Origin of the sequence: Micromonospora sp. SL1-18 (assembly GCF_047921505.1) — a bacterium.
Taxonomy (GTDB): Bacteria; Actinomycetota; Actinomycetes; order Mycobacteriales; family Micromonosporaceae; genus Micromonospora.
The window spans coordinates 53,136-77,703 of the sequence record NZ_JBLROA010000009.1 but is presented as its reverse complement, the minus strand read 5'-3'; the positions used below and the strand labels follow the sequence as shown (position 1 = coordinate 77,703).

General features: G+C 73.5%; 22 protein-coding genes and 1 riboswitch. Of the genes, 16 read left to right on the top strand and 6 right to left on the bottom strand.

Translation table 11 applies throughout. The features are described 5' to 3' along the window. Nucleotides 1-6: 6 nt before the first annotated feature. Nucleotides 7-2,133: a glycogen debranching N-terminal domain-containing protein gene (locus ACNAW0_RS06175; protein WP_416286735.1), complete on the bottom strand. Its 2,127-nt coding sequence runs from the start codon at nt 2,131-2,133 to the stop codon at nt 7-9. Between the two features lie 146 nt (nt 2,134-2,279). Here ACNAW0_RS06175 and ACNAW0_RS06170 point away from each other — a divergent pair, with 146 nt between their 5' ends. From ACNAW0_RS06170 to ACNAW0_RS06155, 4 genes are all read left to right on the top strand, one after another. Further along, nucleotides 2,280-3,269: a LacI family DNA-binding transcriptional regulator gene (locus ACNAW0_RS06170; RefSeq protein ID WP_416286734.1), complete on the top strand. Its 990-nt coding sequence runs from the start codon at nt 2,280-2,282 to the stop codon at nt 3,267-3,269. Between the two features lie 29 nt (nt 3,270-3,298). Continuing rightward, a complete protein-coding gene (locus tag ACNAW0_RS06165; protein ID WP_416286733.1) occupies nt 3,299-4,546 on the top strand; it encodes a sugar ABC transporter substrate-binding protein in 1,248 nt (415 codons plus the stop codon). A 65-nt stretch (nt 4,547-4,611) separates the two neighbouring features. Then, entirely contained in the window at nt 4,612-5,736 is a 1,125-nt protein-coding gene (locus tag ACNAW0_RS06160; RefSeq protein WP_416286732.1) for a carbohydrate ABC transporter permease, read from the top strand. Nucleotide 5,737: 1 nt separating this feature from the next. Next, nucleotides 5,738-6,625: a carbohydrate ABC transporter permease gene (locus ACNAW0_RS06155; RefSeq protein ID WP_416286731.1), complete on the top strand. Its 888-nt coding sequence runs from the start codon at nt 5,738-5,740 to the stop codon at nt 6,623-6,625. Nucleotides 6,626-6,693: 68 nt separating this feature from the next. Here ACNAW0_RS06155 and ACNAW0_RS06150 read toward each other — a convergent pair whose 3' ends face one another. Beyond that, nucleotides 6,694-7,275: a GNAT family N-acetyltransferase gene (locus ACNAW0_RS06150; protein WP_416286730.1), complete on the bottom strand. Its 582-nt coding sequence runs from the start codon at nt 7,273-7,275 to the stop codon at nt 6,694-6,696. A gap of 35 nt (nt 7,276-7,310) precedes the next feature. Here ACNAW0_RS06150 and ACNAW0_RS06145 point away from each other — a divergent pair, with 35 nt between their 5' ends. Next, complete coding sequence (locus ACNAW0_RS06145; RefSeq protein WP_416286729.1) at nt 7,311-8,609, top strand: glycosyltransferase 87 family protein; 1,299 nt, start codon at nt 7,311-7,313, stop codon at nt 8,607-8,609. Here the strand turns inward: ACNAW0_RS06145 and ACNAW0_RS06140 are convergent. Continuing rightward, on the bottom strand, nt 8,508-9,059 hold the full coding sequence (locus ACNAW0_RS06140; protein WP_416286728.1) for a GNAT family N-acetyltransferase: 552 nt from the start codon (nt 9,057-9,059) through the stop codon (nt 8,508-8,510). The genes ACNAW0_RS06145 and ACNAW0_RS06140 overlap by 102 nt on opposite strands. Nucleotides 9,060-9,144: 85 nt before the next feature. Here ACNAW0_RS06140 and ACNAW0_RS06135 point away from each other — a divergent pair, with 85 nt between their 5' ends. The 5 genes from ACNAW0_RS06135 to ACNAW0_RS06115 all read left to right on the top strand — a co-directional run bounded on the left by ACNAW0_RS06135 (nt 9,145) and on the right by ACNAW0_RS06115 (nt 14,500). Continuing rightward, complete coding sequence (locus tag ACNAW0_RS06135) at nt 9,145-10,374, top strand: winged helix-turn-helix domain-containing protein (RefSeq protein ID WP_416286727.1); 1,230 nt, start codon at nt 9,145-9,147, stop codon at nt 10,372-10,374. A gap of 4 nt (nt 10,375-10,378) precedes the next feature. Then, complete coding sequence (locus ACNAW0_RS06130; protein ID WP_416286726.1) at nt 10,379-10,942, top strand: DUF2752 domain-containing protein; 564 nt, start codon at nt 10,379-10,381, stop codon at nt 10,940-10,942. A 99-nt stretch (nt 10,943-11,041) separates the two neighbouring features. Then, a complete protein-coding gene (gene thyX / locus ACNAW0_RS06125) occupies nt 11,042-11,779 on the top strand; it encodes an FAD-dependent thymidylate synthase (RefSeq protein WP_416286795.1) in 738 nt (245 codons plus the stop codon). A 53-nt stretch (nt 11,780-11,832) separates the two neighbouring features. Further along, nucleotides 11,833-12,759 carry a 4-hydroxy-tetrahydrodipicolinate synthase gene (gene dapA / locus ACNAW0_RS06120; protein ID WP_416286725.1) on the top strand — a complete coding sequence of 309 codons (927 nt, stop codon included), beginning with the start codon at nt 11,833-11,835 and terminating at the stop codon, nt 12,757-12,759. A 52-nt stretch (nt 12,760-12,811) separates the two neighbouring features. After that, nucleotides 12,812-14,500 carry a ribonuclease J gene (locus ACNAW0_RS06115; protein WP_416286724.1) on the top strand — a complete coding sequence of 563 codons (1,689 nt, stop codon included), beginning with the start codon at nt 12,812-12,814 and terminating at the stop codon, nt 14,498-14,500. A gap of 13 nt (nt 14,501-14,513) precedes the next feature. Here the strand turns inward: ACNAW0_RS06115 and ACNAW0_RS06110 are convergent, their stop codons facing one another. Together ACNAW0_RS06110 and ACNAW0_RS06105 are read right to left on the bottom strand one after the other, a co-directional pair. Next, on the bottom strand, nt 14,514-16,193 hold the full coding sequence (locus ACNAW0_RS06110; RefSeq protein ID WP_416286723.1) for a YbjN domain-containing protein: 1,680 nt from the start codon (nt 16,191-16,193) through the stop codon (nt 14,514-14,516). Next, nucleotides 16,190-16,669, bottom strand: a complete 480-nt coding sequence (locus tag ACNAW0_RS06105) for a YbjN domain-containing protein (protein WP_416286722.1) — start codon at nt 16,667-16,669, stop codon at nt 16,190-16,192. Before ACNAW0_RS06105 ends, ACNAW0_RS06110 begins: the two co-directional genes overlap by 4 nt. 113 nt (nt 16,670-16,782) lie before the next feature. On the opposite strand from ACNAW0_RS06105, the gene ACNAW0_RS06100 reads away from it, so the two are divergent. Beyond that, a complete protein-coding gene (locus ACNAW0_RS06100) occupies nt 16,783-19,245 on the top strand; it encodes a DNA translocase FtsK (protein WP_416286721.1) in 2,463 nt (820 codons plus the stop codon). 27 nt (nt 19,246-19,272) lie between these two features. Here the strand turns inward: ACNAW0_RS06100 and ACNAW0_RS06095 are convergent, their stop codons facing one another. Then, entirely contained in the window at nt 19,273-19,587 is a 315-nt protein-coding gene (locus ACNAW0_RS06095) for a DMT family transporter (protein ID WP_416286720.1), read from the bottom strand. 57 nt (nt 19,588-19,644) lie between these two features. Then, nucleotides 19,645-19,709, bottom strand: a riboswitch (guanidine-III (ykkC-III) riboswitch). 94 nt (nt 19,710-19,803) lie between these two features. Here ACNAW0_RS06095 and ACNAW0_RS06090 point away from each other — a divergent pair. From ACNAW0_RS06090 to ACNAW0_RS06070, 5 genes are all read left to right on the top strand, one after another. After that, the gene (locus ACNAW0_RS06090; protein WP_416286719.1) at nt 19,804-20,724 is read left to right on the top strand and encodes an ornithine cyclodeaminase family protein; all 921 of its coding nucleotides are present in this window, start codon (nt 19,804-19,806) and stop codon (nt 20,722-20,724) included. A 256-nt stretch (nt 20,725-20,980) separates the two neighbouring features. Next, nucleotides 20,981-22,483: a 30S ribosomal protein S12 methylthiotransferase RimO gene (gene rimO, locus ACNAW0_RS06085; protein WP_416286718.1), complete on the top strand. Its 1,503-nt coding sequence runs from the start codon at nt 20,981-20,983 to the stop codon at nt 22,481-22,483. A 77-nt stretch (nt 22,484-22,560) separates the two neighbouring features. After that, nucleotides 22,561-23,169, top strand: coding sequence for a CDP-diacylglycerol--glycerol-3-phosphate 3-phosphatidyltransferase (gene pgsA / locus ACNAW0_RS06080; RefSeq protein WP_416286717.1), 609 nt, complete (start codon nt 22,561-22,563; stop codon nt 23,167-23,169). An 8-nt stretch (nt 23,170-23,177) separates the two neighbouring features. After that, nucleotides 23,178-23,732: a CinA family protein gene (locus ACNAW0_RS06075; RefSeq protein WP_416286716.1), complete on the top strand. Its 555-nt coding sequence runs from the start codon at nt 23,178-23,180 to the stop codon at nt 23,730-23,732. 228 nt (nt 23,733-23,960) lie between these two features. Then, nucleotides 23,961-24,401, top strand: coding sequence for a helix-turn-helix domain-containing protein (locus tag ACNAW0_RS06070; RefSeq protein WP_416286715.1), 441 nt, complete (start codon nt 23,961-23,963; stop codon nt 24,399-24,401). Nucleotides 24,402-24,568 lie beyond the last annotated feature (167 nt).

The following is a 24,568-nucleotide window of genomic DNA, read 5'->3' as shown; positions in this document are numbered from 1 at the left end:
CGGCGGTCAGGAGGTGGGGGTGGGAGTTTCGGTCGGTGGAGCGGGGCGGGGGGTGGGGATGTGGGGGGCGATCGTCACGGTCAGGCGGGCGGGGAGGCCGGTGACCGTGGGTTGGCCGGAGCGGTCGACGTCCACGGTGACCGGGGCACCGGCGACCCGCAGGCCGCCGGCGGCGAGCGCGCCCAGTTCGGGGCCGGCCAGCGGGCGCACCTGCACCCGCCCGCCGGGCACGTCGGGGTAGAGGCCGACGCCGGCCTGGAGCAGCGCCACCGCGGCCGCCGCCGACCACGCCTGCGGGTGGCACGCCGCCGGGTACGGCACCGGACGGCCGAGCGCCTCCCGGTCGTCGCCGCCGTACAGCTCGGGGAGGCGGTAGTCGAACGCCTCGGCGGCGTCGAGCAGGCCGTCGGCGAGGCGGAGCGCGGCCTCGGCGAAGCCGGCCTGGGCCAGCCCGCCGAGCACGATCGCGGTATCGTGCGCCCAGATCGACCCGCAGTGGTACGACAGCGGGCTGAACCCGGCGTCGTCGGTGGACATGGTGCGCAGCCCGAAGCCACCGACCAGCGCCTCGGTGGACAGCAGTGCCGCCACCTGCGCCGACTCGTCGTCCGACAGCAGCCCGGTGCCGAGCAGGTGACCGATGTTGCTGGTCAGCGAGTCGACCGGGCGCTTGTCCCGGTCCAGCGCGAGCGCGGGTTGCGGGCCGTAGCGGCCGTCGACCCAGAAGGCGGTGCGGAAGCGCCGGGCGAGCTGGTCGGCATGTTCGCGCCAGCGGTCGGCGCCGGGACGGTGGAAGGCGTCGAGCAGGGCGGCCCCGTTCGCCGCCGCCGCGTACGCGTATCCCTGCACCTCGGCCAGCACGATGGGCGGCTGGGCCAGCCGGCCGTCCCGGAAGCGGATCGAGTCGCCGGAGTCCTTCCAGCCCTGGTTGGCCAGGCCGTGGCCGGTGGTGTCGACGTACTCGACGAAGCCGTCGCCGTCGGCGTCGGCGTGCTCGCCGAGCCAGCGCAGCGCCGCCTCCAGGTGGGGGAGCAGGGGCTCGACCTGGTCGGCGGGCAGACCCCAACGCCAGGCGTCGTGCAGCAGGTTGACCCAGAGCAGGGTGGCGTCGACCGTGCCGTAGTACGCGGGCGGCAGCCGCAGCTCGTGGGCCGGCAGGGCGAACTCGTGCCGGCGCAGCTCGTGCAGGATCTTGCCGGGCGCCTCGCCGGTGGCCGGGTCGGTCCGGGTGCCCTGCCGGCGCGCGAGGACGCGCAGCGTGCCGGCGGCCAGCTCGGTGCCGAGCGGCAGCATCATCCGGGCGGCCCAGAGGCTGTCCCGGCCGAACAGGGTGAGGAACCAGGGCACCCCGGCGCCGAGGAAGACGTCCTCGGGGTGGGCGGGGTCGGCCAGTCGCAGCGCGCGCAGGTCGGCCAGGGAGCGGTCGAGCAGCCGGACCAGGCGGCGGTCGTCGGCGCGTACCTCCGGGACGGACCAGTCCAGGGCGGCCTGCGGGGTGGCCACCACCGCGTTCGGATCGGTGACGGCGAGCCGCCAGCGCAGCGTGACGGACCCGCCGGGGGTCAGGTCGACCGGCCAGCTGAGCCGGGGCGCGACGGCCCGGTCGCCGGCGGCGTCCACGATGGCCGCCTCGCCGGTCACCGTCACGATCAGGCCCTCGGCGGCCCACTCGATCCGGCCGGGCTCGCCGGCCTTCGCCTCCAGCGGTGACCCGCTGCCGCCGGACTTGACCAGCTCGATCGGGGCGAGGTCGCAGCCGAGGTCGACGCTGACCGTGGCCCGGACCGGGACGGCGGCGGTGGAGCGGATGTGCAGTTCCTCGGTGATGCCGTGCGGGCCGGCCAGCCGGGTCCGGTCGATCCGGACGGTCGGGTCGGCTCCGGGGTCGCCGAGCCAGCGGGCCAGGGTGACGAACCGCGTCCCGTGCGGGCCGGCGGCACCGCGGGCCACCGGCTCCGGCTCCCGGTCGTCGACGCGCAGCTCGGCCCGGGAGAGCACCCGGGCGTCGGCGTGGAAGACGCCCTGGACGCCGCTCGGCCGGATCTGGCCCGCCGCGTCGCCCAGCGCGCTGGTGGGGGCATGGACCACCCCGACCAGGTCGTGCAGCAGGGGTTGCAGGTGGCGTTCGGACACGGGGAACTCCTGGGGTGCTGATGGGTGGCCGGGGCATCTTGACAGATGCCGTTCGGCCGGTGCACAGTGCGAAACATTCCAGAAACTTGAACGATCTAATCCTGCCGTATCGGAGTTGGATCGTTCAAGGTGGCGAGAGGGATTTCGTGACTGAGAAGGTGACCATCGCGACGGTAGCCCGGCAGGCCCAGGTGAGCCGGCAGACGGTCTCCAACGTGCTCAACGCGCCGCACATCGTCCGCGAGGAAACCCGGCGGCGGGTGCAGGAGGCGATCAACGCCCTCGGCTACCGCGCCAACCAGGCCGCCCGGCAGATGCGGACCGGGCGTTCCCGACTCTTCGCCGTCCGGATCGAGCCCACCCGGGACGGCATCAACGGCTCGGTGCTCGACCGGTTCCTGCACGGGCTCACCGAGACCGCCGACGCCGCGGGCTACCGGGTCATGCTCTACACCGCCACCGACGTCGACCACGAGATCGCCACCTACGACGACCTGCTCAGCGCGTACGACCTGGACGGGTTCGTGCTCACCGGCACCGACCACGGCGATCCGCGTACCGCCTGGCTGGCGCGGCGGGAGGTGCCGTTCGTGACCTTCGGCCGGCCCTGGGACGACCCGGACTCCCACCCCTGGGTCGACGTCGACGGCGCCGCCGGCACCGCGCAGGCGACCCGGCGACTGCTCGACGCCGGCCATCGCCGGATCGCCTTCATCGGCTGGCCGGCCGGCTCCGGCGTGGGCGACGACCGGCGCGCGGGCTGGCGTACCACCATGGCGGCGGCCGGCCTCGACGGCGCCGCACCGTACCGCGAGACCGAGGACGGCATCGATCAGGGTGAGCGGGAGATGCGTCACCTGCTCGCCGCGGACGAACCGCCGACGGCGGTGGTCTGCGTCAGCGACTCACTCGCCCTCGGCGCCCTCCGGGCCGTACGCGACACCGCGGTCCCGGTCGCGGTCACCGGTTTCGACGACACCCCGGTGGCCGCCGCGATCGGGCTGACCAGCGTCAGCCAGCCGCTCGCGGCCGCCGCCGGCCGCTGCGTCGAGCTGCTCACCGGGCTGCTCGACGGCCAGCCCACCGACCCTCATGTGCTGCTCAGTCCCACGCTCGTGCTCCGGCACACCGCGTGACCACGTCCCCCCCCCACCAGGAGAAAGAGATGACACGTCGCACCCTCACCCGGGCAACGGTGGCCGGCCTCGCCGCCGTCGCCCTCTTCGGCTCCGCCGCCTGCGGCAGCGGCTTCGACGATTCCGCGAAGGACACCAAGCAGTCCAGCGGCCCGGCCAACCTCCAGATCATGATCGGCTCCTCCGGTGACGCCGAGACCAAGGCGGTGCAGGACGCCGCCGCGAAGTGGGCCTCCGCCTCCGGCAACACGGCCACCGTCACCCCGGCCCAGGACCTCGTCCAGCAGCTCGGCCAGGCTCTGGCCGGCGGCGAACCGCCGGACGTCTTCTACGTCGACGCCAGCCGGTTCGCCGATTACGCCAGCGTCGGCGCCCTCGAGCCGTACGGCGACAAGATCAGCAACTCGAACGACTTCTACGAGAGCCTGCGGAACACGTTCACCTACGACGGGAAGTTCTACTGCGCGCCCAAGGACTTCTCCACCCTGGCCCTGGAGATCAACACCGACCTGTGGGCGAAGGCCGGGCTGACCGACGCCGACCTGCCGACCAGCTGGGAGCAGCTCACCTCGGCCAGCCAGAAGATCAAGGCGAAGGGCATGGTGCCGCTGGCCCTCGGTGACACCCGGGACCGGATCGGCGCCTTCCTGGTGGCGAACGGCGGCTGGCTGACCAGCAAGGACGGCAAGCAGCCCACTGCGGACACCCCGGAGAACGTGGCCGCCCTCGAGTACGTCAAGACCCTGCTCACCAGCGGCTACGCGCAGTTCCCGAAGCAGCTCGACGCCGGCTGGTCCGGTGAGGCGTTCGGCAAGGGCAAGGCCGTGATGGCCATCGAGGGCAACTGGATCAAGGGTGCCCTGCAGAACGACTTCCCGAACGTGAAGTACAAGGTCGTCGAGATGCCCGCCGGGCCGAAGGGCAAGGGGACGCTCTCCTTCACCAACTGCTGGGGGATCGCGGCCAAGAGCAAGTCCAAGGAGCAGGCGATCAAGTTCGTCGAGGCGATGACCGCCGGCGACCAGCAGATCACCTTCGCCAAGGCGTTCGGCGTGATGCCGTCCCGGCAGTCCGTCCGCGACCAGTACTCTCAGGCCTTCCCGGCCGACCAGGCGTTCATCGACGGTGCCGCGTACGCGCAGGGCCCGGTGAACGCCCCGAAGATGGACAGCGTCCTCGGCGACCTGGACACCGGCCTGCAGGGCCTGGCCAAGGGCGATCCGAAGCAGATCCTGCAGAACTTCGACAAGAACTTCAAGGCCGCGCTCGGCGGCTGAGCGCGACCCGGAGGGCCCGGCGCACACCGGGCCCTCCGGCCGGCCTCCGATGGAAGGGAGGGGAGATGGCAACGGACGCGCTCGCCACCGCGGCGGTCGCACAGACCGGCCCGGCGCGCCACCAGCGACCCGGCGGCGGCATCCGGAGCAACGAGCAGATCGCGGGCTGGCTCTTCGTCGCGCCGGTCATCGTGATCCTCGGGCTCTTCCTGCTGCTGCCGATCCTGATGGCGCTCTGGGTGAGCGTCACCGGCTGGAACGGCCAGGGCAGCCCGTTCACCGCCGACGTGCCGCTCGTCGGCGCGAAGAACTACACCCGGCTGTTCACCGAGGACGGGCTGGCCCGCCGGGACTTCATGACCAGCATCCGGAACAACCTCTACTACGTGGCGATGGTGGTGCCGGCGCAGACCGTGCTCGCCCTCGGTCTCGCCCTGGTGGTCAACAACCGGATGCTGAAGGGGAAGACCTTCTTCCGGACCGCGTTCTACTTTCCCTCGGTCACCAGCTCGGTGGCGATCAGCGTGGTCTTCCTCTTCATGTTCACCAACGGCGGCGCGGTGAACGCCCTGCTCGGCGTCTTCGGCATCGACGGACCGCAGTGGTTCTCCGACTCCCGTGGCCTGCTGCACCTGTTGCTCGGCGCGGTCGGCGTGGACTCGCCGCCGGCCGCGTTGACCAGTGGCGGCCCGTTCGGGCTGACCTGGTGGGACTGGCTCTCCGGGCCGAGTGTCGGGATGACGACGATCATCAGCTTGGTGGTCTGGACCACCTCGGGCACCTTCATGCTGATGTTCCTCGCCGCGCTGCAGAACGTCCCGGTGACGCTGGAGGAGGCCAGCACCGTCGACGGGGCGAACCGCTGGCAGCGGTTCCGGCACGTCACCCTGCCGATGATCAAGCCGACCATGTTTCTGGTGCTCACCCTCGGCCTGATCGGTTCCTGGCAGGTCTTCGACCAGGTCTACGTGATGAGTCAGGGCGACCCGGCCAAGACCACACTCACCCCGGCCTACCTGTCGTACCGGACCGCGTTCCGGGAGTTCGACTACGGCCGTGGTGCGGCGATCTCATTCGTTCTCTTCCTGATCATCATCGTGTTCACCCTGGTTCAGCGCCGGGCGTTGGCCGACCGGGACAGGCCCCGGGGCGGCCGGTGGTGGCGGCGGCGCGTACCGGAGGGGTCCTGACATGGCCGTGCTGACCGACCGGCCGGCGGCACCCGTCGCGCGCCGCGCCGACCACGGGCCGCGCGCCCAGGTCAACCGCATCCTGGGGTACGCCATCCTGATCTTCTTCGGGCTGGTCTTCCTCTACCCGTTCGTCATCCAGATCGCCAACTCGTTCAAGACCGAGCCGGACGCGGCGGCGAACGGGCTGTCGCCGATCCCCGATCCGGTGACGTTGGCCGGCTTCGAGCGGATCTTCGCGGGCACCGGTTTCCCACTCTGGCTGGGCAACTCGGTGCTGGTCACGGTGCTGGTGACGGTGGGCCGGGTGTTCTTCGACTCGCTCGCCGGCTACGCCCTGGCCCGCCTGCGGTTCCGCGGCCGGGCCGGGCTCTTCGCCGCGATCATCGCGGTGATGGCCGTCCCCGGCGTGGTGCTGCTGATCCCGAAGTTCCTGGTGCTCAAGCAGCTCGGCATCTACGACAGCTACGCGGGCCTGGTGTTGCCGCTGCTGGCGGACGCGGCCGGGGTGTTCATCATGAAACAGTTCTTCGAGTCGATCCCGGTCAGCGTCGAGGAGGCGGCCCGGATCGACGGGGCGGGCGTCTTCCGCACCTTCTGGTCGGTGGTGCTGCCGATGGCGAAGCCGGCCCTGATCACGCTGACCATCCTGTCGTTCCAGGCTTCCTGGAACGACTTCCCGCACAGCCTGGTCGCGGTCCAGGACCCGCACCTGTTCACCCTGCCCCGGGGGCTGGCCGACCTGTTCAGCGGCTCGCTCGGCAAGGGCAGCCAGTATCCGCTCAAGCTCGGCGCAGCACTGCTCGCCACCATCCCGGTGGCGGTGCTCTTCGCGATCTTCCAGCGCTACTTCGTCCGCGGCGCCAACGAGGGCGCCGACAAGGCCTGACCGCCGCCCGATCGGCGGTCCCGGCCCGCGCCGGGGCCGCCGACCGGCGTACCCGGCGCCGGGGGCGCTCAGCTCTCCGCGGACGCCTCGGTGGGCACGGCGACGTGCAGGCGAGCCTGGGGGACGAGCATGTCGTCGACGTCCAGGGCGCGGGTGGCGCCGTCGGGCTCCCAGCCGGTCGAGGTGAGGAACTTGCGGGTCGCGGCGTCGGCGTCGAACGCCCAGACCACCGCCCGGGTGAAGCCGTCTTCCCGCCAGTGGTCGACCGCGGCCGCGAGCAGCCGGCTGCCGTGCCCGCGCCGGCCCCAACGCGGCTCGACCAGCAGGTCGGTCACCGCGACCACCCCGTCGCCGAGCGCGTCGGCCGGCTCGCCCGGCGCGAGCGCTTCGGCGTCGGCCGGACCGGCCGCCACGAACCCCACCAGATACGATTGCTCGGCCTGCTCGACGGCGACCAACACCCGGTGCGCGCCCGAGGGCGGCTCCTGCACCGCCGCACTCCACCGCCGGGCGAGGTACGCCTCGTCCAGGTTGTCGAGCACGTGTCGGGGCAGGATCCGGCGGTACGCGACCCGCCAGGTCGCGAGCTGGAGGCGAGCGATCTCGCCGGCGTCCTCCGGACGCGCGGGGCGGACGTACCCGAGTGCCATGGCACGTGAGCCTACGCAGGGCGAGGGAGGCGACGGTGGCGCAGGGTGCCAGGCGGGCGATCGCGCAGGTCGTCGCCGTGGTGGTGCTCGCCGTCGCGGTGGCCGCCTTCCTGTCGGAGGAGGCCGTGCGGCACGACTTCTTCGACCTCGAGGTCTACCACGGCGCGCTGACCTTCTGGGTGCACGGCGGGGAGATCTACGACTTCCTCCGGGCCGGCACCCAGTACGGCTTCACCTACCCGCCGTTCGCCGCGCTGGTCATGCTGCCGATGGCGTACCTGCCGTGGCACGCCGTGACCACGGTGAGCGTGATCGCCACCGTGGTGACCAGCACCGTGGTGATCTGGTGGCTGGTCGACCCGATCGCCCGCCGCTGCGGCTGGACCCGCTGGTTCGCCCTCGCGGTGGCGCTCTGCCTGGCCGCCGCCTACGAGCCGATGCGCGAGACGGTCAGCTTCGGCCAGGTCAACATGCTGCTGGTCTGCCTGGTGGCGGTGGACCTGCTGCGGCTGCTGCCGGAGCGCAGCCGGTGGGCCGGGGTGGGCATCGGACTGGCCACCGCGACCAAGCTGACCCCGGGCATCTTCATCGTCTACCTGCTGCTCACCGGGCGTTGGCGGGCCGCGTTCACCGCGATGGGCGCGGCGGCCGGAGCCACCCTGCTCGCCGGCGCGCTCTTCCCGGACGCCTCCCGCGAGTTCTGGACGTCGGCGCTGTGGAACACCGACCGGGTGGGCGAGCTGGCCTTCATCTCCAACCAGTCGCTGCGCGGGATGGTCGCCCGGCTGGATCCGGCGGACCCGAGCACCGTCACCTGGCTGGTGCTGGTGCTCGCCACCCTGGCCGTCTGGGCATGGCGCTCCCGCGCGGCGGTGGCCGCCGGCGACGAGGCCACCGGCCTGGCCCTGACCGGCGTCACCATGTGCCTGGTCAGCCCGGTGACCTGGGTGCACCACCTGGTCTGGCTGCTGCCCGCGCTGATCCTGCTGGTCGACAACGGCATGGCGGCCCCCGCGCGCGGCCGCCGGCGCGCGGTCCTGCTGGCCGCCGCGGCCATCGGGTACGCGTTCCTGATCAGCCGGATCGTCTGGTCCTGGGACGAGGATTTCACCGGGGTCGACGCCTTCCTCGGCAGCAACGCGTACGTCTGGATCAGCCTGGGCCTGCTGCTCGGCCTGCCGATCCGCCGCCCCGCCACGTCGAGCCGCGGCACACCCGCCCAGCGGCGCAAGTCAGCCGTCGAGGCGGGCGGCGTAGCGCAGCTCCCGCAGCCGCACCGGGCCGCGCCCGCCGGACAGCGGCAGCGGGTAGGTGGCCTCCTCGCCGTCCGGTGACAGCCCGCCGCGCTCGTAGAAGCGCCGAGCCCGGGTGTTGTCGGCGAGCACCCAGAGCCGGTACTCCGTCCAGCCCCGCTCGGCCAGGTCGGCCCGGGCCGCCGTCAGCAGCGCCCGGCCGGCCCCGGTGCCCCAGCACGCCGGCTCGACGTACATCGCCACGACCTCGCCGTACCGGTGGTCGAGGTCGCCGCGGTCCTGGTTGTTCCGATACGGCCCGAAGGTGGTGAACCCGGACACCGCCCCGTCGACCTCGGCCAGCAGGGTGACGAACGGGTGCTCCGGGTCGGCGGTGCCGAGGTCCCGGCGGCGCTGCGCCCAGGCGGCCGGGTTCAGCCGGTGCAGCACCTCGTCCGGCATGATCCCGGCGTACGCGGCCTGCCAGCCGCGTACGTGCACCCGGGCGATCGCCTCGGCATCGTCCGGCTCCTCCCGGCGGATGGTGAGCATCCGTCCGTTCTACGCCCGGGCGGCCGGCGGGTCCAGCGTCCGCTCCGGCCGGTCGTGTCGTACGGGTGGATTAGGGTGCGCGGCGATGGTCGCACCGGAATCGCTCTCGCTCGCCCAGGCCCGCCGGGTCGCCCTGGCCGCCCAGGGCTTCGCCGACCCGGCGCCGTCCGGGGTGCCCACCCGCCGGCACCTGCGCCGGGTGCTGGACCGGGTCGGGCTGATCCAGATGGACTCGGTCAACGTCCTGCAGCGGGCCCACTACCTGCCGCTCTACAGCCGGCTCGGGCCCTACCCGGCCGAGCTGCTCGACATCGCGGCCTACCGGCGCCCCCGGGACCTGTTCGAATACTGGGGGCATGAGGCGTCGCTGATCCCGGTCGGCCTGCAGCCGGCGTTGCGCTGGCGGATGGCCCGGGCCCGTGACGAGGCGTGGGGCGGGATGCGCCGGATCGCGCAGGAGCAGCCCGAGCTGGTCGCCCGGGTACGCGACGAGGTGGCGGCCCGGGGGCCGCTCACCGCCGCCGAGATCGAGCACGACGCGCCCCGGGAGACCGGCAACTGGGGATGGAACTGGTCCTCGGTCAAGCGGGCGCTGGAGTTCCTGTTCTGGGCCGGGGAGGTGACCGCGGCCGACCGCACCACCTCGTTCGCCCGCCGCTACGACCTGCCCGAGCGGGTGCTGCCGGCGGTCGTGCTGGACACGCCCACCCCGGCCGATGTCGACGCCCACCGGGCCCTGGTGGCGGTCGCAGGCCGGTCGTTGGGCGTGGCGGCCGAGCCGGAGCTGCGCGACTACTTCCGGCTGCCGGTGGTCGGGGCCCGACGCGCGATCGCGGAGCTGGTCGAGGCGGGGGAGCTGATCCCGGTCGAGGTGCAGGGTTGGCGGCAGCCGGCCTACCTGCACGCGCAGGCCCGGCTGCCCCGCTGGGTCCGCGGCAACACCCTGGTCAGCCCGTTCGACCCGCTGGTCTGGGAGCGGGCCCGCACCGAGCGGCTCTTCGGCTTCACCTACCGCATCGAGATCTACGTGCCCGCCCCGCAACGGGTGCACGGCTACTACGTCCTGCCCTTCCTCCAGGGCGAGCGGTTCACCGCCCGGGTCGACCTGAAGGCCGACCGGAAGGCGGGGGTGCTGCTGGTGCCGGCCGCCTGGCTGGAGCCGGGGGCTGATCCGGGGGAGACCGCCGTGGCGCTCGCCGCCGAGCTCTACCGCCTCGCCGGGTGGCTCGGCCTGGACGCGGTCGCCCCGCCGGCCGCCGGCGACCTGGCGGTCCCGTTGGCTGCCGCGCTGGCAGGCGTCGCGGGTGTACGGTGAGGCAGTGACGAGCGTTGACCGGCAAGCTGCGGCGCCCGAACCGCAGGCAGTCCCCGTCCCGCCCACCGGCCCCGTCCCGCCGCCGATCTGGCCCGCCGGGGTGGCGTACCAGCACGTCGAGCCGGACCGGTTCACCCGCTTCGTGCTGCGGGTGCACGCCCGCGCCCCGCGCTGGGCGGTGCCCCTCGCCGCCGTGGGCTGTGTCGGCCTCGGCATGGCGTACGCGCTGCTGAGCAACCCCACCCACAGCGCACCGGACGCCCCGCCGACCTGCCTGCTCAAGCTCACCACCGGGCTGGACTGCCCGGGCTGCGGCGGCACCCGCGCCCTGTGGTACGTGCTGCACGCCGATCTGCCGGCCGCCGCCCGGCACCACTTCCTCTTCGTGTTCGCGCTGCCCTTCCTGGCGTATCTCTTCGTCGCCTGGGCGGGAAACCAGGCGTTCGGCTGGCGGATTCCGGAGCTGCGGCTCAGCCCGAAGGTGCTCGGCGGCTTCCTCGCCGCGTGGCTCGCCTTCTCGGTGGTCCGCAACCTGCCCTGGGCTCCGTTCACCTCGCTCTACGTCTGACCCGCGCCCGCAAGATTTGCTGTGGTGCGACGCCTCACGTCCGCGTGCCCAACTTTCGCCCCAGGCACACCGGCCACTACAGTCGCAGGAATGCCGGAGATGGTGCAGCCCCAGGTCAAGCTCATCGCGTGGACGCAGTTCCAGGCGCCGGACGATGTGCCGTGGTCGACCGATGCCGAGGGTGGTCAGGCCCTCGCCGAGTTCGCCGGCCGGGCCTGCTACCAGAGCTGGAAGAAGCCGAACCCGGCCACCGCGACCAACGCCGGCTACCTGGCGCACATCCTGGAGGTCGGGCACCTGAGCGTGCTTGAGCACGGCTCGGTGAGCTTCTACTTCAGCGGGGTGTCCCGGTCCTTCACCCACGAGCTGATCCGGCACCGGCACTTCTCCTACTCCCAGCTCTCCCAGCGGTACGTGCCGGAGCGGGACGCGGCCATGGTCGAGCCCGCGGTGATCGCCGACGACCCGGAGCTGCACAAGAAGTTCGTCGAGGCGACCGAGGCGAGCGTGCGGGCGTACACCGAGCTGCTGGAGGGACTCGAGGCGCGCTTCACCGACGAGCCCAACCCGACGCTGCGCCGCAAGCAGGCCCGGCAGGCGGCGCGGGCGGTACTGCCCAACGCCACCGAGACCCGGATCGTGGTCACCGGCAACTACCGGGCCTGGCGGCACTTCATCAAGATGCGCGCCACCGAGCACGCCGACGTGGAGATCCGCGAGCTGGCCGTGGAGTGCCTGCGGCAGCTCTCACGCGTCGCGCCGAACGTCTTCGCCGACTTCGTGATCTCCGCCCTGCCGGACGGCACCGAGGTGGCGACCAGCCCGCACGTCGAGTGACTCCTGCGCCCTTCGCCGCCGGGCCCCCGGTGGTCGTCCGCTAGGTTGTGAACATGACGCACGACCACCCTGCCGCTCCCGACCGGGGCACGTCGCGCCCGTTCGGGCGACTGATCACGGCCATGGTGACCCCGTTCACCGCCGACGGATCCCTCGACCTGGACGGCGCCGGCCGGCTCGCCCAGTACCTCGTCGATGAGCAGGGCAACGACGCGCTGGTGCTCAACGGCACCACCGGGGAGTCCCCGACCACCACCGACGCCGAGAAGGAGGCCCTGATCCGGGCCGTGGCGGAGGCGGTCGGCGACCGGGCCCGGATCCTCGCCGGGGTCGGCACCAACGACACCCGGCACACCATCGAGCTGGCGGCGCAGGCGGAGAAGGCCGGCGCGCACGGCCTGCTGGTGGTCACGCCGTACTACAACAAGCCGCCGCAGAGCGGCCTGCTGCGGCACTTCACCGCGGTCGCCGACGCCACCGGCCTGCCGATCATGATGTACGACATCCCGCACCGGGCCGGCACCGCGATCGCCACCGACACTCTGGTGCGGCTGGCCGAGCACGGCCGGATCGTCGCGGTCAAGGACGCCAAGGGTGACCTCGCCGCCACCTCCGAGGTGCTCGCCCGCAGCGACCTGGCCTTCTACAGCGGCGAGGACGCGCTGACCCTGCCCTCCCTCGCGGTCGGCGCGGTCGGCGTCGTCGGCACCTCGACCCACTTCACCGGGGTGCAGACCAGGCAGCTGATCGAGGCGTACGAGGCGGGCGACCCCACGACCGCCCTCGCCCTGCACCGGCGGCTGCTGCCGCTGTACACCGGCATCTTCCGTACCCAGGGTGTGATCCTGGTGAAGGCGGGCCTGGCAGCCAAGGGCCTGCCGGCCGGCCCGGTGCGCCCGCCGATGGTGGACGCCACCGCCGACGAACTGGCCCAGCTGCGCGCCGACTGCGCGGCGGCGGGCCTGGCCCTTCCCGAATGATCGAACGACACGACGGACGCCGGGCGACGGCGTCGCAGAATGAGGTGAACGCGTGACCGAGGCGCATATCGAGGGTGAACTTCCCCCGCCACTGCCGGAAGGCGGCTTGCGGATCATTCCGCTTGGCGGACTCGGCGCCATCGGCCGGAACATGACCGTCTTCGAGTACGACGGCAAGCTGCTGATCGTCGACTGCGGGGTGCTCTTCCCCGACGTCGAGCAGCCGGGCGTGGATCTCATCCTGCCCGACTTCGGCCCGATCCTGGACCGGCTGGACGACGTCCAGGCGATCGTGCTCACCCACGGCCACGAGGACCACATCGGCGCGGTGCCGTACCTGCTCGCCCACAAGGCGGACATTCCGCTGGTGGGCTCGCAGTTCACCCTGGCCCTGGTCGAGGCGAAGCTGGCCGAGCGGCGGATCCAGCCGTACACGCTGACCGTGCGGGAGGGCGACCGGGAGCGGCTCGGCCCGTTCGAGTGCGAGTTCTTCGCGGTCAACCACTCGATCCCGGACGCGCTGGCGGTGGCCCTCCGCACCGGCGCCGGCCTGGTGCTGCACACCGGCGACTTCAAGATGGACCAGCTCCCGCTGGACGGCCGGATCACCGACCTGGCCGGTTTCGCCCGGCTCGGCGCCGAGGGGGTGGACCTGTTGCTGTCGGACTCCACCAACGCGGAGATCCCCGGCTTCGTCACCCCGGAGCGGGAGATCGGACCGGTGCTCGACTCGATCTTCGCGAAGGCCCGGGGCCGGATCATCGTCGCCTCGTTCGCCTCGCACGTGCACCGGGTGCAGCAGGTCTTCGACTCGGCCGTCGAGCACGGCCGCAAGGTGGCGCTGATCGGCCGGTCGATGGTCCGCAACATGGGCATCGCCCGCGACCTCGGCCTGCTCAACATCCCGCCGGGCCTGGTGGTCGGCCTGGAGGAGGCCACCACGCTGCCGCCCGAGCAGATCGTGCTGATGTCCACCGGCTCGCAGGGCGAGCCGATGAGCGCGCTGGGCCGGATGGCCAGCGGCGACCACCGGCACATCACCATCGCCCCGGGCGACACCGTGGTGCTGGCGAGTTCGCTGGTGCCGGGCAACGAGACCTCGGTCTACCGGGTGATCAACCGGCTGGCCCGGGCCGGCGCGGTGGTGGTGCACAAGGACGTGGCCAAGGTGCACGTCTCCGGCCATGCCCCCGCCGGGGAGCTGCTCTACCTGCTCAACGTCACCCGTCCGAGCAACCTGATGCCGGTGCACGGCGAGTGGCGGCACCTGCGGGCGCACGCCCGGCTCGGCATCGAGTCCGGCGTCGCCCCGGACCGGGTGGTGCTCTGCGAGGACGGCGACGTCGTCGACCTGGTCGACGGGCGGGCCAGCCTGGCCGGCCACGTGAAGAGCCGGTACGTCTACGTCGACGGGCTCGCGGTCGGCGACGTCAGCGAGTCGCTGCTCACCGAGCGGCGGATTCTCGGCGACGGCGGCTTCATCGCCGCCACCGTGGTGGTCGACTCGGTCACCGGCAAGGTGGTCGGCGGTCCGACCGTCTCCGCGAAGGGCTTCTCCGAGGACCCGGAGGCGTTCAGCCCGGTCGTCCCGCTGGTCACCGAGGCGCTCAACCGGGCCGCCGCGGACGGCATCACCGACCCGCACCAGCTCCAGCAGATCGTCCGGCGGGTCGTCGGGCGTTGGGTCAACGACGCGTACCGCAGGCGGCCGATGATCGTCCCGACGGTCGTCGAGGTCTGACCGCACGGCACTGTCAGGGCAGTGCGGCGGCCGCCTCGGCGTACGCGGTACCGGTGCTGACCGCCGCCGTCACCAGCACCAGGAGCTGCGCCGGGGCCACCCCGTGCGACAGGTCGGTGGTGACGTCGGCGGCCAGCACCAGCGTCCCGTCGCCGGGATCGTGCACGTACGCCGCCGGCAGCAGCCGGTCGTGGTTCCAGGCGTTGCAGAACGCGTACGCCTGGGCGCGGCGGGCGGCCGGCAGCCGGCGGGCCGCCGCCACCCGGGCGTGCAGGATCTCCCCCTGCCGCCCGAGCCGGCGGAACTGGATCACCGCCTCGCCCCAGCGGCCCACCACCGTGCCGTCCGGCTCCACCGCGTAGCCGTCGCCGCGTACGTCGAGGGCGGCGGTGAGCAGGGCCAGGCTGAGCGGAGCGATCTCCTCCTCGCCCGGCGGGCCTGGTTCGGCCGGGTCGTCGTCCGGCCACTCGTCGACGTCGTCCTCGGCGGGCAGCGGCACCGGTTCGGCGAGCGGCCGTTCGGCCAGCCAGGAGGCGATCCGGCCGGACTGGTGCCCGGTGCCGTTGCGGGCGTCGAAGCTGCCGGCCAGCGCGATGGCGAGCGCCTGGAGCTGGCCGCCCAGCGTGGCCACGTCCACCTCGGCCACCGGCCGCGGCCCGTGCCCCGGGCGGCGGATCTGCCGCTCGCCTTGCCCGGCCTCGACCGCCAACCCGCAGAGCAGCGCGCCCGCCGCCGCGAATTCCATGGCGGACAGGTCGTCGGCGGGATGGTCCATCCCGGGCAGTTGCTCGGCCAGCAGGTCCAGCCCGCGGTCCAGGTGCCCGCTCAGCGCGCAGAACCGCAGGTGCGCGGCCAGCAGCGGGAAGGCGTTCCGCTCCCGGCGGTGCCGCCGGTAGGCGCGCACGTGGGCCCGTGCGGCGCGGGCCGCCTCGCCGGTCCGCAGCCACGGCAGCAGCCCCGCCACCAGGGCCCGTTCCGGCTGATCGGTGCAGCTCACCTCGCCGTCGAGCACCGGGCGCAGCGCCGCCAGGGCTGCCAGCGGCTCCCCCCACCCGGCCAGCAGCTCGGCCCGCCGCGCCGGCGCGCACCCCGGGCAGCCGGCGACCGGGTCGGGCACGGCCGGCCGGGCCAGGTCGGCGCGGGGTGCCGCGCGGCCGGGCTGGCCGGGCGGCTGTTCCGGGTCGCGGCGCGGCGTCAGACGCGTCGAGCCGGCATGGTCGGGCCAGCGCGCGTATTCCCGGCGGGCGGTCGGCTCGTCGCCGAGGTGGTCGGCGAGCCGGCAGCGCAGCTCGACCACCGGCTCGGCGTCCGGGCCGAGCCGGTCGGTCAGCTCGTCCAAGAGGGACCGGGCCTGGTCCAGGCCGATCCGCGGGGTGCCGAACAGCGCCTCCACCGCCTGCCGCTGGTGCCGGCGCAGCCGTTCGATGTCGTCCGGGCGGCCGTCCAGCAGGCCGGGCGCCCGGTCGAGCGCGGCCAGGCAGCGGCGCACCGGCTCCACCAGCCGCCACCGCTCCCCGAGGTGCAGGTACGCCTCGATCAGCGCGAACCGCGCGGCCAGTGCCGTACGCGGGTCGTCGGTCGCGTCGGCCCGGGCGGCGATCCGCTCCAGCTCGGCGCAGCGGGCCTCGCCGTCGGGCAGATCCCGGGCGTCGGCGAGGGCTTCGGCCAGGCCCCGGTCACGGAAGGTGGTCACCGGACCGACCCGCCGGGCAGGCGGCCCACGGCGGCGCCGAGCTGGCAGCCGGTGGTGATGCCGCAGTCGATCAGCTGGTCGAGCTGGTGCGGGGTGACCCCGCGTTCCAGGTCGGTGGTCACCTCGCCGCAGACCTGGGCCAGCCCGTCGTCGGCTACGTGCACGAACGCCTTCGGCCAGAGCCGGTCGTGGTTCCAGGAGCTGCAGAACGCGTACAGCTCGGGGACGCGCTCGATGCCGAAGCGGTGCGCGGCGACGGTACGGACCTGCAGCAACTCCCCGGCGGCGCCGCGGCGGTGGAACCAGATCAGGTGCTGCTCCCAGCGGCCCACCAGATCGCCGTCGGCATCCTCGGCCACCGCGTACCCCCGGTTGGCCAGCACGGCGGCGATCAGCTCGCCGGTCAGCGGCCGCAACGCCTGCGGCGGTCCGGCCAGGGGGCCGTCCGGACCGTCCTCGATCTCCGGCGACGCCATCGGCATCCCTTCGCCATGCGAATAACACACACTACGGCGCGGTCTGCGCTGCGACGCGCGGACACGACCCGGAAAAGCGGCGATCCGCCGGGTCCCGCCGTTACGGTGACTGTATGGCGGGCCGTACCTCTCAGGCGAGCCGGCGGCGCGGCGCGTCGCCGCGTGGCACCACGAACAGTCGTGCCCGTCAGCCGGCGAAGAAGGCCACCCGGGCGACTCCCCGACGGCGGCCAGCGGCCCGGCCGGGGCCGGCCGTCTACGTCGGTCGGGCGGTCGGTGCGTTGTGGATGGGTCTGGCGCACGGCGTGGGCTGGGCGGTCCGCGCCGCCGGCCGGCAGGCCGCCTCGGCCCGCGACCTCGACCCGGAGCACCGCCGCGACGGTGCCGGGCTGCTTCTGTTCGGCGTCTCGATCCTCAGCGCGGTGGCGATCTGGTTCGGTGGCGCCGGGCCGGTCGGTGCCCGCCTCGCCGACACCGTCCGGCTCTTCCTCGGCGCGATCGCGATCGTGGTGCCGGTGCTGCTGATGATCGGTGCCTGGCGGCTGATGCGGACCCCGGGCGATCCCGCGCACCGCGGGCGTGGCCTGGTCGGTTGGGGCTCGATGCTGCTCGCCACCGCGGCGCTGCTGCACATCGGACAGGACCCGGCCGACGCGGTGCAGCGGGACTACGCGGGCGGCCTGATCGGCGCGGGCCTGGGCGACCTGCTGGCGACCGCGGTCACCGCCTGGGTGGCCATGCCCCTGCTCGTCCTGCTGCTGATTTTCGGCCTGCTGGTGGTCACCGCGACGCCGATCAACAAGATCCCGGAGCGGCTCGGGCTGCTCGCGGGCAGCCTGGTCGGGGCGCCGGCCACCGACGACGCCGAGGCCGAGGCGGCGCCGAAGCCGGCCCGCAAGCGGCCGGCCAAGCGCGTTGCGCCGCTGGAACCGGCGGACCCGGACGGCGACCTCGACGACCTCGACGGCGTCGACCTGCAGGACACCCTGAAGCTGCCGCGCAAGCGGCCCGCGAAGGTGCCGGCGAGCCGCAAGCCGGCCGAGCCGCCGGAGCACTCGCCCCTGCCCACCCGGGCCGAGCAGCTCGCGCTCGCCGGGCTGGCCGGCGACTACACGCTGCCGCCGGCCAACATGCTGGGCAGCGGCGCCACGCCGAAGACCCGGAGCAAGGCCAACGACGAGGTGATCGCCGCGTTGACCGGAGTCTTCGAACAGTTCGACGTGGACGCCGCGGTCACCGGCTTCACCCGCGGCCCGACGGTCACCCGCTACGAGGTCGAGCTGGGCCCGGGCGTCAAGGTGGAGCGGATCACCCAGCTCTCCCGCAACATCGCGTACGCCGTGAAGTCGCCGGACGTGCGGATCCTGAGCCCGATCCCGGGCAAGAGCGCGGTCGGCGTGGAGATCCCGAACACCGACCCGGAGAACGTGTCGCTCGGCGACGTGCTCCGCTCGCGGGCCGCCACCGGCGACCACCACCCGATGGTGGTGGCGCTGGGCAAGGACATCGAGGGTGGCTACGTGGTGGCCAACCTCGCGAAGATGCCGCACATCCTTATCGCCGGGGCCACCGGTGCCGGGAAGTCGAGCTGCCTGAATTCTCTGCTTGTGTCCATTTTGACCCGGGCCACCCCCGACGAGGTGCGGCTGCTGTTGGTCGACCCGAAGCGGGTCGAGATGACCGGCTACGAGGGCATCCCGCACCTGGTCACCCCGATCGTGACCAACCCGAAGAAGGCGGCCGAGTCGCTGGAGTGGGTCGTCCGCGAGATGGACATGCGCTACGACGACCTCGCCGCCAACGGGGTCCGGCACATCGACGACTTCAACCGCAAGGTGCGCACCGGCGAGATCAAGGCCCCGCCGGGCAGCGAGCGGGAGCTGCGCCCGTACCCGTACCTGCTGGTGATCGTGGACGAGCTGGCCGACCTGATGATGGTCGCGCCACGCGACGTTGAGGACTCCATCGTCCGGATCACCCAGCTCGCCCGGGCCGCCGGGATCCACCTGGTGCTGGCCACCCAGCGGCCCTCGGTCGACGTGGTCACCGGTCTGATCAAGGCGAACGTGCCGTCCCGGCTGGCGTTCGCCACCTCCTCGCTGGCCGACTCGCGGGTCATCCTCGACCAGCCGGGCGCGGAGAAGCTGCTCGGCCGCGGTGACGGCCTCTTCCTGCCGATGGGCGCGTCGAAGCCGATCCGGATCCAGGGCGCCTGGGTGACCGAGCGCGAGATCGCCGACGTGGTGAAGTTCTGCAAGGACCAGCGCGAGCCGGAGTTCCGCTCGGACGTGCTGACCGTGGCGCAGGACAGCAAGAAGAAGATCGACGAGGACATCGGCGACGACCTGGATCTGTTGGTGCAGGCGGTGGAGCTGGTGGTCACCTCGCAGTTCGGCTCCACGTCGATGCTCCAGCGCAAGCTGCGGGTCGGCTTCGCCAAGGCGGGCCGGCTGATGGACCTGATGGAGACCCGGGGCGTGGTCGGGCCGTCCGAGGGGTCCAAGGCCCGCGACGTGCTGGTCAAGCCGGACGAGCTGGAGGAGGTCCTGGTCGGCCTGCGCGGCGGCGACGCCTGAGGGCCCACCGAATTGGACAGCGGGGCGTCACTGGAAGAGTTTGAGGCCGACCACGCCGGCGACCACCAGCAGCAGGCAGGCGATCCGGGGCAGGGTCGCCGGCTCGTCCAGCGCGAGCATGCCGACCAGCGCGGTGCCGACCGCCCCGATCCCCACCCAGACCGCGTAGCCGGTGCCGACCGGAATGTCGCGCAGCGCGTACGCCAGGCCGGCCATGCTCGCCACCAGTGAGACGACGAAGACGAGGGAGGGGAGGGGGCGGCTGAAGCCGGCGCTGCGATCGAGGGCGATCGCCCACACGGTCTCCAGCAGCCCGGAAAACACCAGCACGGTCCAGGCCATGACGGTCACCTCTGCGGGATGGGCCCGGCAGCCAGGGCCGGGACGGGTGGTCTCTCACGCGGGGCGTCTTGGCCTGACCGGGTACGCCCACCACTCGTCCGGGGCGGCAGTGCCGCCGCAGCCGACGGTAGCACCGACGCCGGCGGCCGACCGACTCGGTGACAAAGGCCACCATGGCTGGAGCTGATGTCAACTTGAAGTTGCACCATGGTCGTCATGACCTTGCTCTACTCCGACGGGGACGTCGCCGCCCTGGATGCCCCGTTCACCGTGGCCGCCATGCGGGACGCCGTGCTGGCCGCGTACGAGGGCCGGTTGGTCGCCCCGCCCCGGGCGTCCGCCCCGCTGGGCGGGGGTCGGATGGTGCTCACCGCCGGCCACCTCACCGGTGAGTGGTACGGCTTCCGGTCCTACGACACCTTCGGGCTCCCGGAGAGTGGGCAGTTGGTCGTGCTGCACGAGGCGCGGAGCGGGGCGGTGCGGGCGATCGCGGTCGGCGAGGAGCTCGGCTCCCGGCGTACCGGAGGACTGGGCGGCGTGGCCGTCGACGCCCTCGCGCGCCCCGACGCGGCCACCCTCGGTGTGGTCGGCTCCGGACGCCAGGCGTGGACCCAGGTCTGGGCGGCCGCGGCGGTCCGTCCGCTGCGTGAGGTGGCCGTGCACAGCCGGTCGGCGGCCCGCCGGGAGGCGTTCGCCGCCCGGGTCCGTGCCGAGCTGGGCGTGCCGGCCCGCGCGGTCGGCTCGGCCGTCGAGGCGGTCCGCGAGCGGGACGTGGTGGTGCTCGCCACCACCAGCACCACGCCGGTGCTCGACGCCCGCGACCTCGCCCCGGGTACCCACGTCAACACGGTCGGCTTCAAGCAGGTCGACCGGCACGAGTTCGGCACCGACCTGCTGGACGCTGCCGACGTGCTGGTCACCGACTCGCCGGCGCAGGCCGCCGCGTACGTCCCGCCGATGCTCACCGCCGTCGAACCGTACGCCGGGCGGCTGCGCGACCTGGGCGCGGTGCTGGCGGGGGCGGTCCCCGGCCGGACCGGCGCGGACCAGATCTCGGTCTTCTGCTCCACCGGCCTGGCCGGCACGGAGGTCTTCCTGCTCGACCGCCTGGCCCGGGTGGGCGCGGCGGCCCGCTGACCGGTGGTCCGCGCGGCGGCCCCCCGCCCGGCCCTCGCCCCCGCCCGGCCCCGCCGCTGCCCGCCCAGCCCCGCCCCCGGTCCGGCCACGGCGCTAGATGCGGCAAGTTGGGGTCTCTCGGCCCGCGGAGACCGCGATATGCCGCAACTCGCGGCGCCCGCCCGGCGAGGCGGCCCGGGCCGGAGTGGCAGCCGGCGAGGCGGTCGATGCGGCGGCCCGCCCTCGCGGCTCCACCTGCGCGGCCCGGTACCCTCGGATGGTGTCTGCCACCTCCCCTGCCGACGATGCCGCTGGCCGCCGCGTCGCCCTGCTGACCCTGGGTTGCGCCCGTAACGAGGTCGACTCGGAGGAGTTGGCCGCCCGGCTGCACGCCGACGGGTGGCAGGTGACCACCGACGGCGAGGGTGCCGACGTGGTGGTCGTGAACACCTGCGGCTTCGTGGAGAAGGCCAAGCACGACTCGATCCAGACGCTGCTCGCCGCCGCCGACACCGGCGCCAAGGTGGTCGCCGCCGGCTGCATGGCCGAGCGGTACGGCCGGGAGTTGGCCGAGAGCCTGCCCGAGGCGCAGGCGGTGCTCAGCTTCGACGACTATCCGGACATCGCCGCCCGGCTGGACGCGGTGGTCGCCGGGGAGGCGCTGGACGCGCACACCCCGCGGGACCGTCGGGAGCTGCTGCCGCTCACCCCGGTCAAGCGGCGGGACGCCGCGGTGTCGTTGCCCGGCCACGGCACCCCGGCCCGGGTGGCCACCGAGACGGACGAGCGCACCCCGGCCCACCTGCGGCAGGTGCTGCGGCACCGGCTCGACACCGGCCCGGTCGCCTCGCTCAAGCTGGCCAGCGGCTGCGACCGGCGCTGCGCGTTCTGCGCCATCCCGGCGTTCCGCGGCGCGTTCGTCTCGCGTACCCCGGACGAGCTGCTCGCCGAGGCGGAGTGGCTGGCCAAGACCGGCGTCCGCGAGCTGGTGCTGGTCAGCGAGAACTCCACCTCGTACGGCAAGGACCTGGGTGACCCCCGGGCGCTGGAGAAGCTGCTGCCGCAGCTCGCCGCGATCGACGGGATCGTCCGGGTGCGGGCCAGTTACCTCCAGCCCGCCGAGACCCGGCCCGGCCTGGTCGAGGTGATCGCCACCACGCCGGGCGTGGCACCCTATTTCGACCTGTCGTTCCAGCACTCCAGCGAGCCGGTGCTGCGCCGGATGCGCCGTTTCGGCTCGACCGACCGGTTCCTGGAGCTGCTGGCCTCCGCCCGCGCGTCGGCCCCCGAGGCGGGCGCCCGGAGCAACTTCATCGTGGGTTTCCCGGGTGAGACCCGGCAGGACGTCAACGAGCTGGTCCGGTTCCTGACCGAAGCGCGGCTCGACGCGATCGGCGTGTTCGACTACAGCGACGAGGACGGCACCGAGGCCGCCGGCCTGCCGGGCAAGGTCTCCGCCGCCACGATCAAGCGGCGGTACGACAAGCTCAGCGCGCTTGCCGACGAGCTCTGCTCGCAGCGGGCCGAGGAGCGCGTCGGCTCGACGGTCGAGGTGCTGGTCGACTCGGTCGCCGACGGCGTGGTCGAGGGCCGGGCGGCCCACCAGGCGCCCGAGGTGGACGGCTCGACCACTCTGGTCCTACCAGAGGGCGGCGGGGTCGACCTCGCCGCGCTGCGCCCCGGCGACCTGGTCCGGGCCACGGTCACCGCGACCGAGGGCGTCGACCTGGTCGCCGTGCCGGATGAGATGATCTCGGCGGCGCCCGGCGCGGCACGGTGACGACGGGCCCGAGCGGAGCGGGGGAGCCACGTGGTGCGGTGCGAGGTACGCCACGGCGGCCGGAGCGGGGTGCGGGGATGACCGGGGCGGAATCGACGGTGGCGTCCCCGGTTCCGCTGCTCAACGCGGCGAACGTGTTGACCGCGCTGCGGCTGGTGCTCGTGCCGGTCTTCGCCGCCTCGGTGGTCGCCTCCGGGATGACCCATGCGGGCTGGCGGATGACCGCCTGCCTGATCTTCGTGTTCGCCTCGGCGACCGACCTCGTGGACGGCTGGATCGCCCGCCGGTTCGCGCTGGTGACCTCGCTCGGCAAGGTCGCCGACCCGATCGCCGACAAGGCGCTCACCGGCGCCGCCCTGGTGCTGCTCTCCTGGTACGACCGGCTGCCCTGGTGGGTGACCGCGGTGATCCTCCTGCGCGAGCTGGGCATCACCGCGCTGCGGTTCTGGGTGATCCGGCACGGGGTGATCGCGGCCAGCCGGGGCGGCAAGGTCAAGACGGCGCTCCAGATCCTCGCCATCACCTGGTACCTCTGGCCGATGCCCGCCGCGGCGGCCGTCGTCGGCCCGTGGATCATGGGCGCCGCGGTCGTCGTCACCGTGCTGACCGGCTTCGACTACATCGCCCAGGCCCTCCGCCTGCGCCGCCCCGGCAGGATGAGCGGGGCCGGCGGCAGCGGGGAGTGAGGATCGGCATGGGAACGGATGCCAGACACGAGCGGCCCGTCGGCAGCCCGGCGGCGGGAGTGGTGCACCGCCTGTCGCTGCGACACGAGACCCTGGCGACCGTCGAGTCCCTCACCGGCGGGCTGCTCTCCGCCTCGATCGTGGAGATCGCCGGTGTGAGCGGCGTCTACCGGGGCGGCCTGGTGGTCTACGCCACCGAGCTCAAGTCGCAGCTTGCGGGCGTACCGGAGGATCTGCTGGCCGAGCGCGGACCGGTCGACCCGGACGTGGCCGCCGCGCTCGCCGAGGGCGGGCGGCGCCGCTGCGGCGCCGACTGGGGGCTGGCCACCACCGGCGTGGCCGGGCCGGAACCACAGGACGGCAAGCCGGTCGGCCTGGTGTACGTCGCCGTCGCCGGTCCCGGCGGCACCCGGGTGAGCCGGCTCGACCTCGACGGTGGCCGCGACCACATCCGGTCGGCCGCGGTGATCGAGGCGCTGCGGTTGCTGACCGACCGGATCCAGGCCATCGACGTGGCCGCCGGGCCGGACGACGCCGACCGGGCCGGAGCGGGCCGCCGGTGAGTCACCCGGCGACGCGCCCGACCGCGGGCCCGCCCGCGATGGGCGGTTCGCTCCGGCCGGCGGGCCGGATCCGGGCAATTGGAGGGGCGGGGCGGGATGTCGCGCGGGCAGCCACCGGGTACCGTGGCGGAAAGGCTTCGGCGGACGGCGTCGGCGCCGGGAGCGGTCCGCCGCGCCCGACGCGGCACGGCCGGCCCGGAGATAGTGGTCCCGTCAGGGGGAGGTGCGATGGTCCTGCTACGCCGGGTGATCGGTGACGCCCTGCGGGCGCGCCGGCAGGGGCAGCACCGCACCCTCCGCGAAGTCTCCTCCGCCGCCAACGTGAGCCTCGGTTACCTCTCCGAGATCGAGCGCGGCCAGAAGGAGCCCTCCAGCGAGCTGCTGGCGGCGATCTGCGACGCGCTCGGCGCCCGCCTCTCCGAGCTGCTACGCGACGTCAGCGACACGGTCGCCCTGGCCGAGCAGATGCCGGGGGTGCTGGTCCCGGTAGCCGACGAGCCGACGCCGGTGGCTTCGCCGGCCGTCCGCACGGCGACCAGCCGGAACGTCCGCCAGGTATCCTCCGACGGATCGGTGGCCGTCCAGGTTCGCCAGGATTCGCCGCTCAAGGCCACGCTGCGCAGCACTCGGGTCCGCTCCGCGGATCGGGACGTGGTCTGCGCCGCCTGACCCGCTCGGCCGCGCCATAGCCGCCGGTGGCACCCGACGCGTACTGTTGATCAGGCTCGTCGGGGTGCCGGGCTGGCATCCGCCTGGAACCATGGAGGCACACCGCACGGCCCGCCGGTCGACTCCGCCCGGGCTGGTGAGGGCGGCGCGACGCTAATGAGGGGACA

Coding starts and splice junctions, on each gene's coding strand:
- ACNAW0_RS06165 (WP_416286733.1), top strand. CDS start 3,299: ATGACACGTCGCACCCTCACCCGGGCAACGGTGGCCGGCCTCGCCGCC.
- ACNAW0_RS06160 (WP_416286732.1), top strand. CDS start 4,612: ATGGCAACGGACGCGCTCGCCACCGCGGCGGTCGCACAGACCGGCCCG.
- ACNAW0_RS06155 (WP_416286731.1), top strand. CDS start 5,738: ATGGCCGTGCTGACCGACCGGCCGGCGGCACCCGTCGCGCGCCGCGCC.
- ACNAW0_RS06150 (WP_416286730.1), bottom strand. CDS start 7,275: ATGGCACTCGGGTACGTCCGCCCCGCGCGTCCGGAGGACGCCGGCGAG.
- ACNAW0_RS06140 (WP_416286728.1), bottom strand. CDS start 9,059: ATGCTCACCATCCGCCGGGAGGAGCCGGACGATGCCGAGGCGATCGCC.
- ACNAW0_RS06135 (WP_416286727.1), top strand. CDS start 9,145: ATGGTCGCACCGGAATCGCTCTCGCTCGCCCAGGCCCGCCGGGTCGCC.
- thyX (WP_416286795.1), top strand. CDS start 11,042: ATGGTGCAGCCCCAGGTCAAGCTCATCGCGTGGACGCAGTTCCAGGCG.
- dapA (WP_416286725.1), top strand. CDS start 11,833: ATGACGCACGACCACCCTGCCGCTCCCGACCGGGGCACGTCGCGCCCG.
- ACNAW0_RS06105 (WP_416286722.1), bottom strand. CDS start 16,669: ATGGCGTCGCCGGAGATCGAGGACGGTCCGGACGGCCCCCTGGCCGGA.
- ACNAW0_RS06100 (WP_416286721.1), top strand. CDS start 16,783: ATGGCGGGCCGTACCTCTCAGGCGAGCCGGCGGCGCGGCGCGTCGCCG.
- ACNAW0_RS06095 (WP_416286720.1), bottom strand. CDS start 19,587: ATGGCCTGGACCGTGCTGGTGTTTTCCGGGCTGCTGGAGACCGTGTGG.
- ACNAW0_RS06090 (WP_416286719.1), top strand. CDS start 19,804: ATGACCTTGCTCTACTCCGACGGGGACGTCGCCGCCCTGGATGCCCCG.
- rimO (WP_416286718.1), top strand. CDS start 20,981: ATGGTGTCTGCCACCTCCCCTGCCGACGATGCCGCTGGCCGCCGCGTC.
- pgsA (WP_416286717.1), top strand. CDS start 22,561: ATGACCGGGGCGGAATCGACGGTGGCGTCCCCGGTTCCGCTGCTCAAC.
- ACNAW0_RS06075 (WP_416286716.1), top strand. CDS start 23,178: ATGGGAACGGATGCCAGACACGAGCGGCCCGTCGGCAGCCCGGCGGCG.
- ACNAW0_RS06070 (WP_416286715.1), top strand. CDS start 23,961: ATGGTCCTGCTACGCCGGGTGATCGGTGACGCCCTGCGGGCGCGCCGG.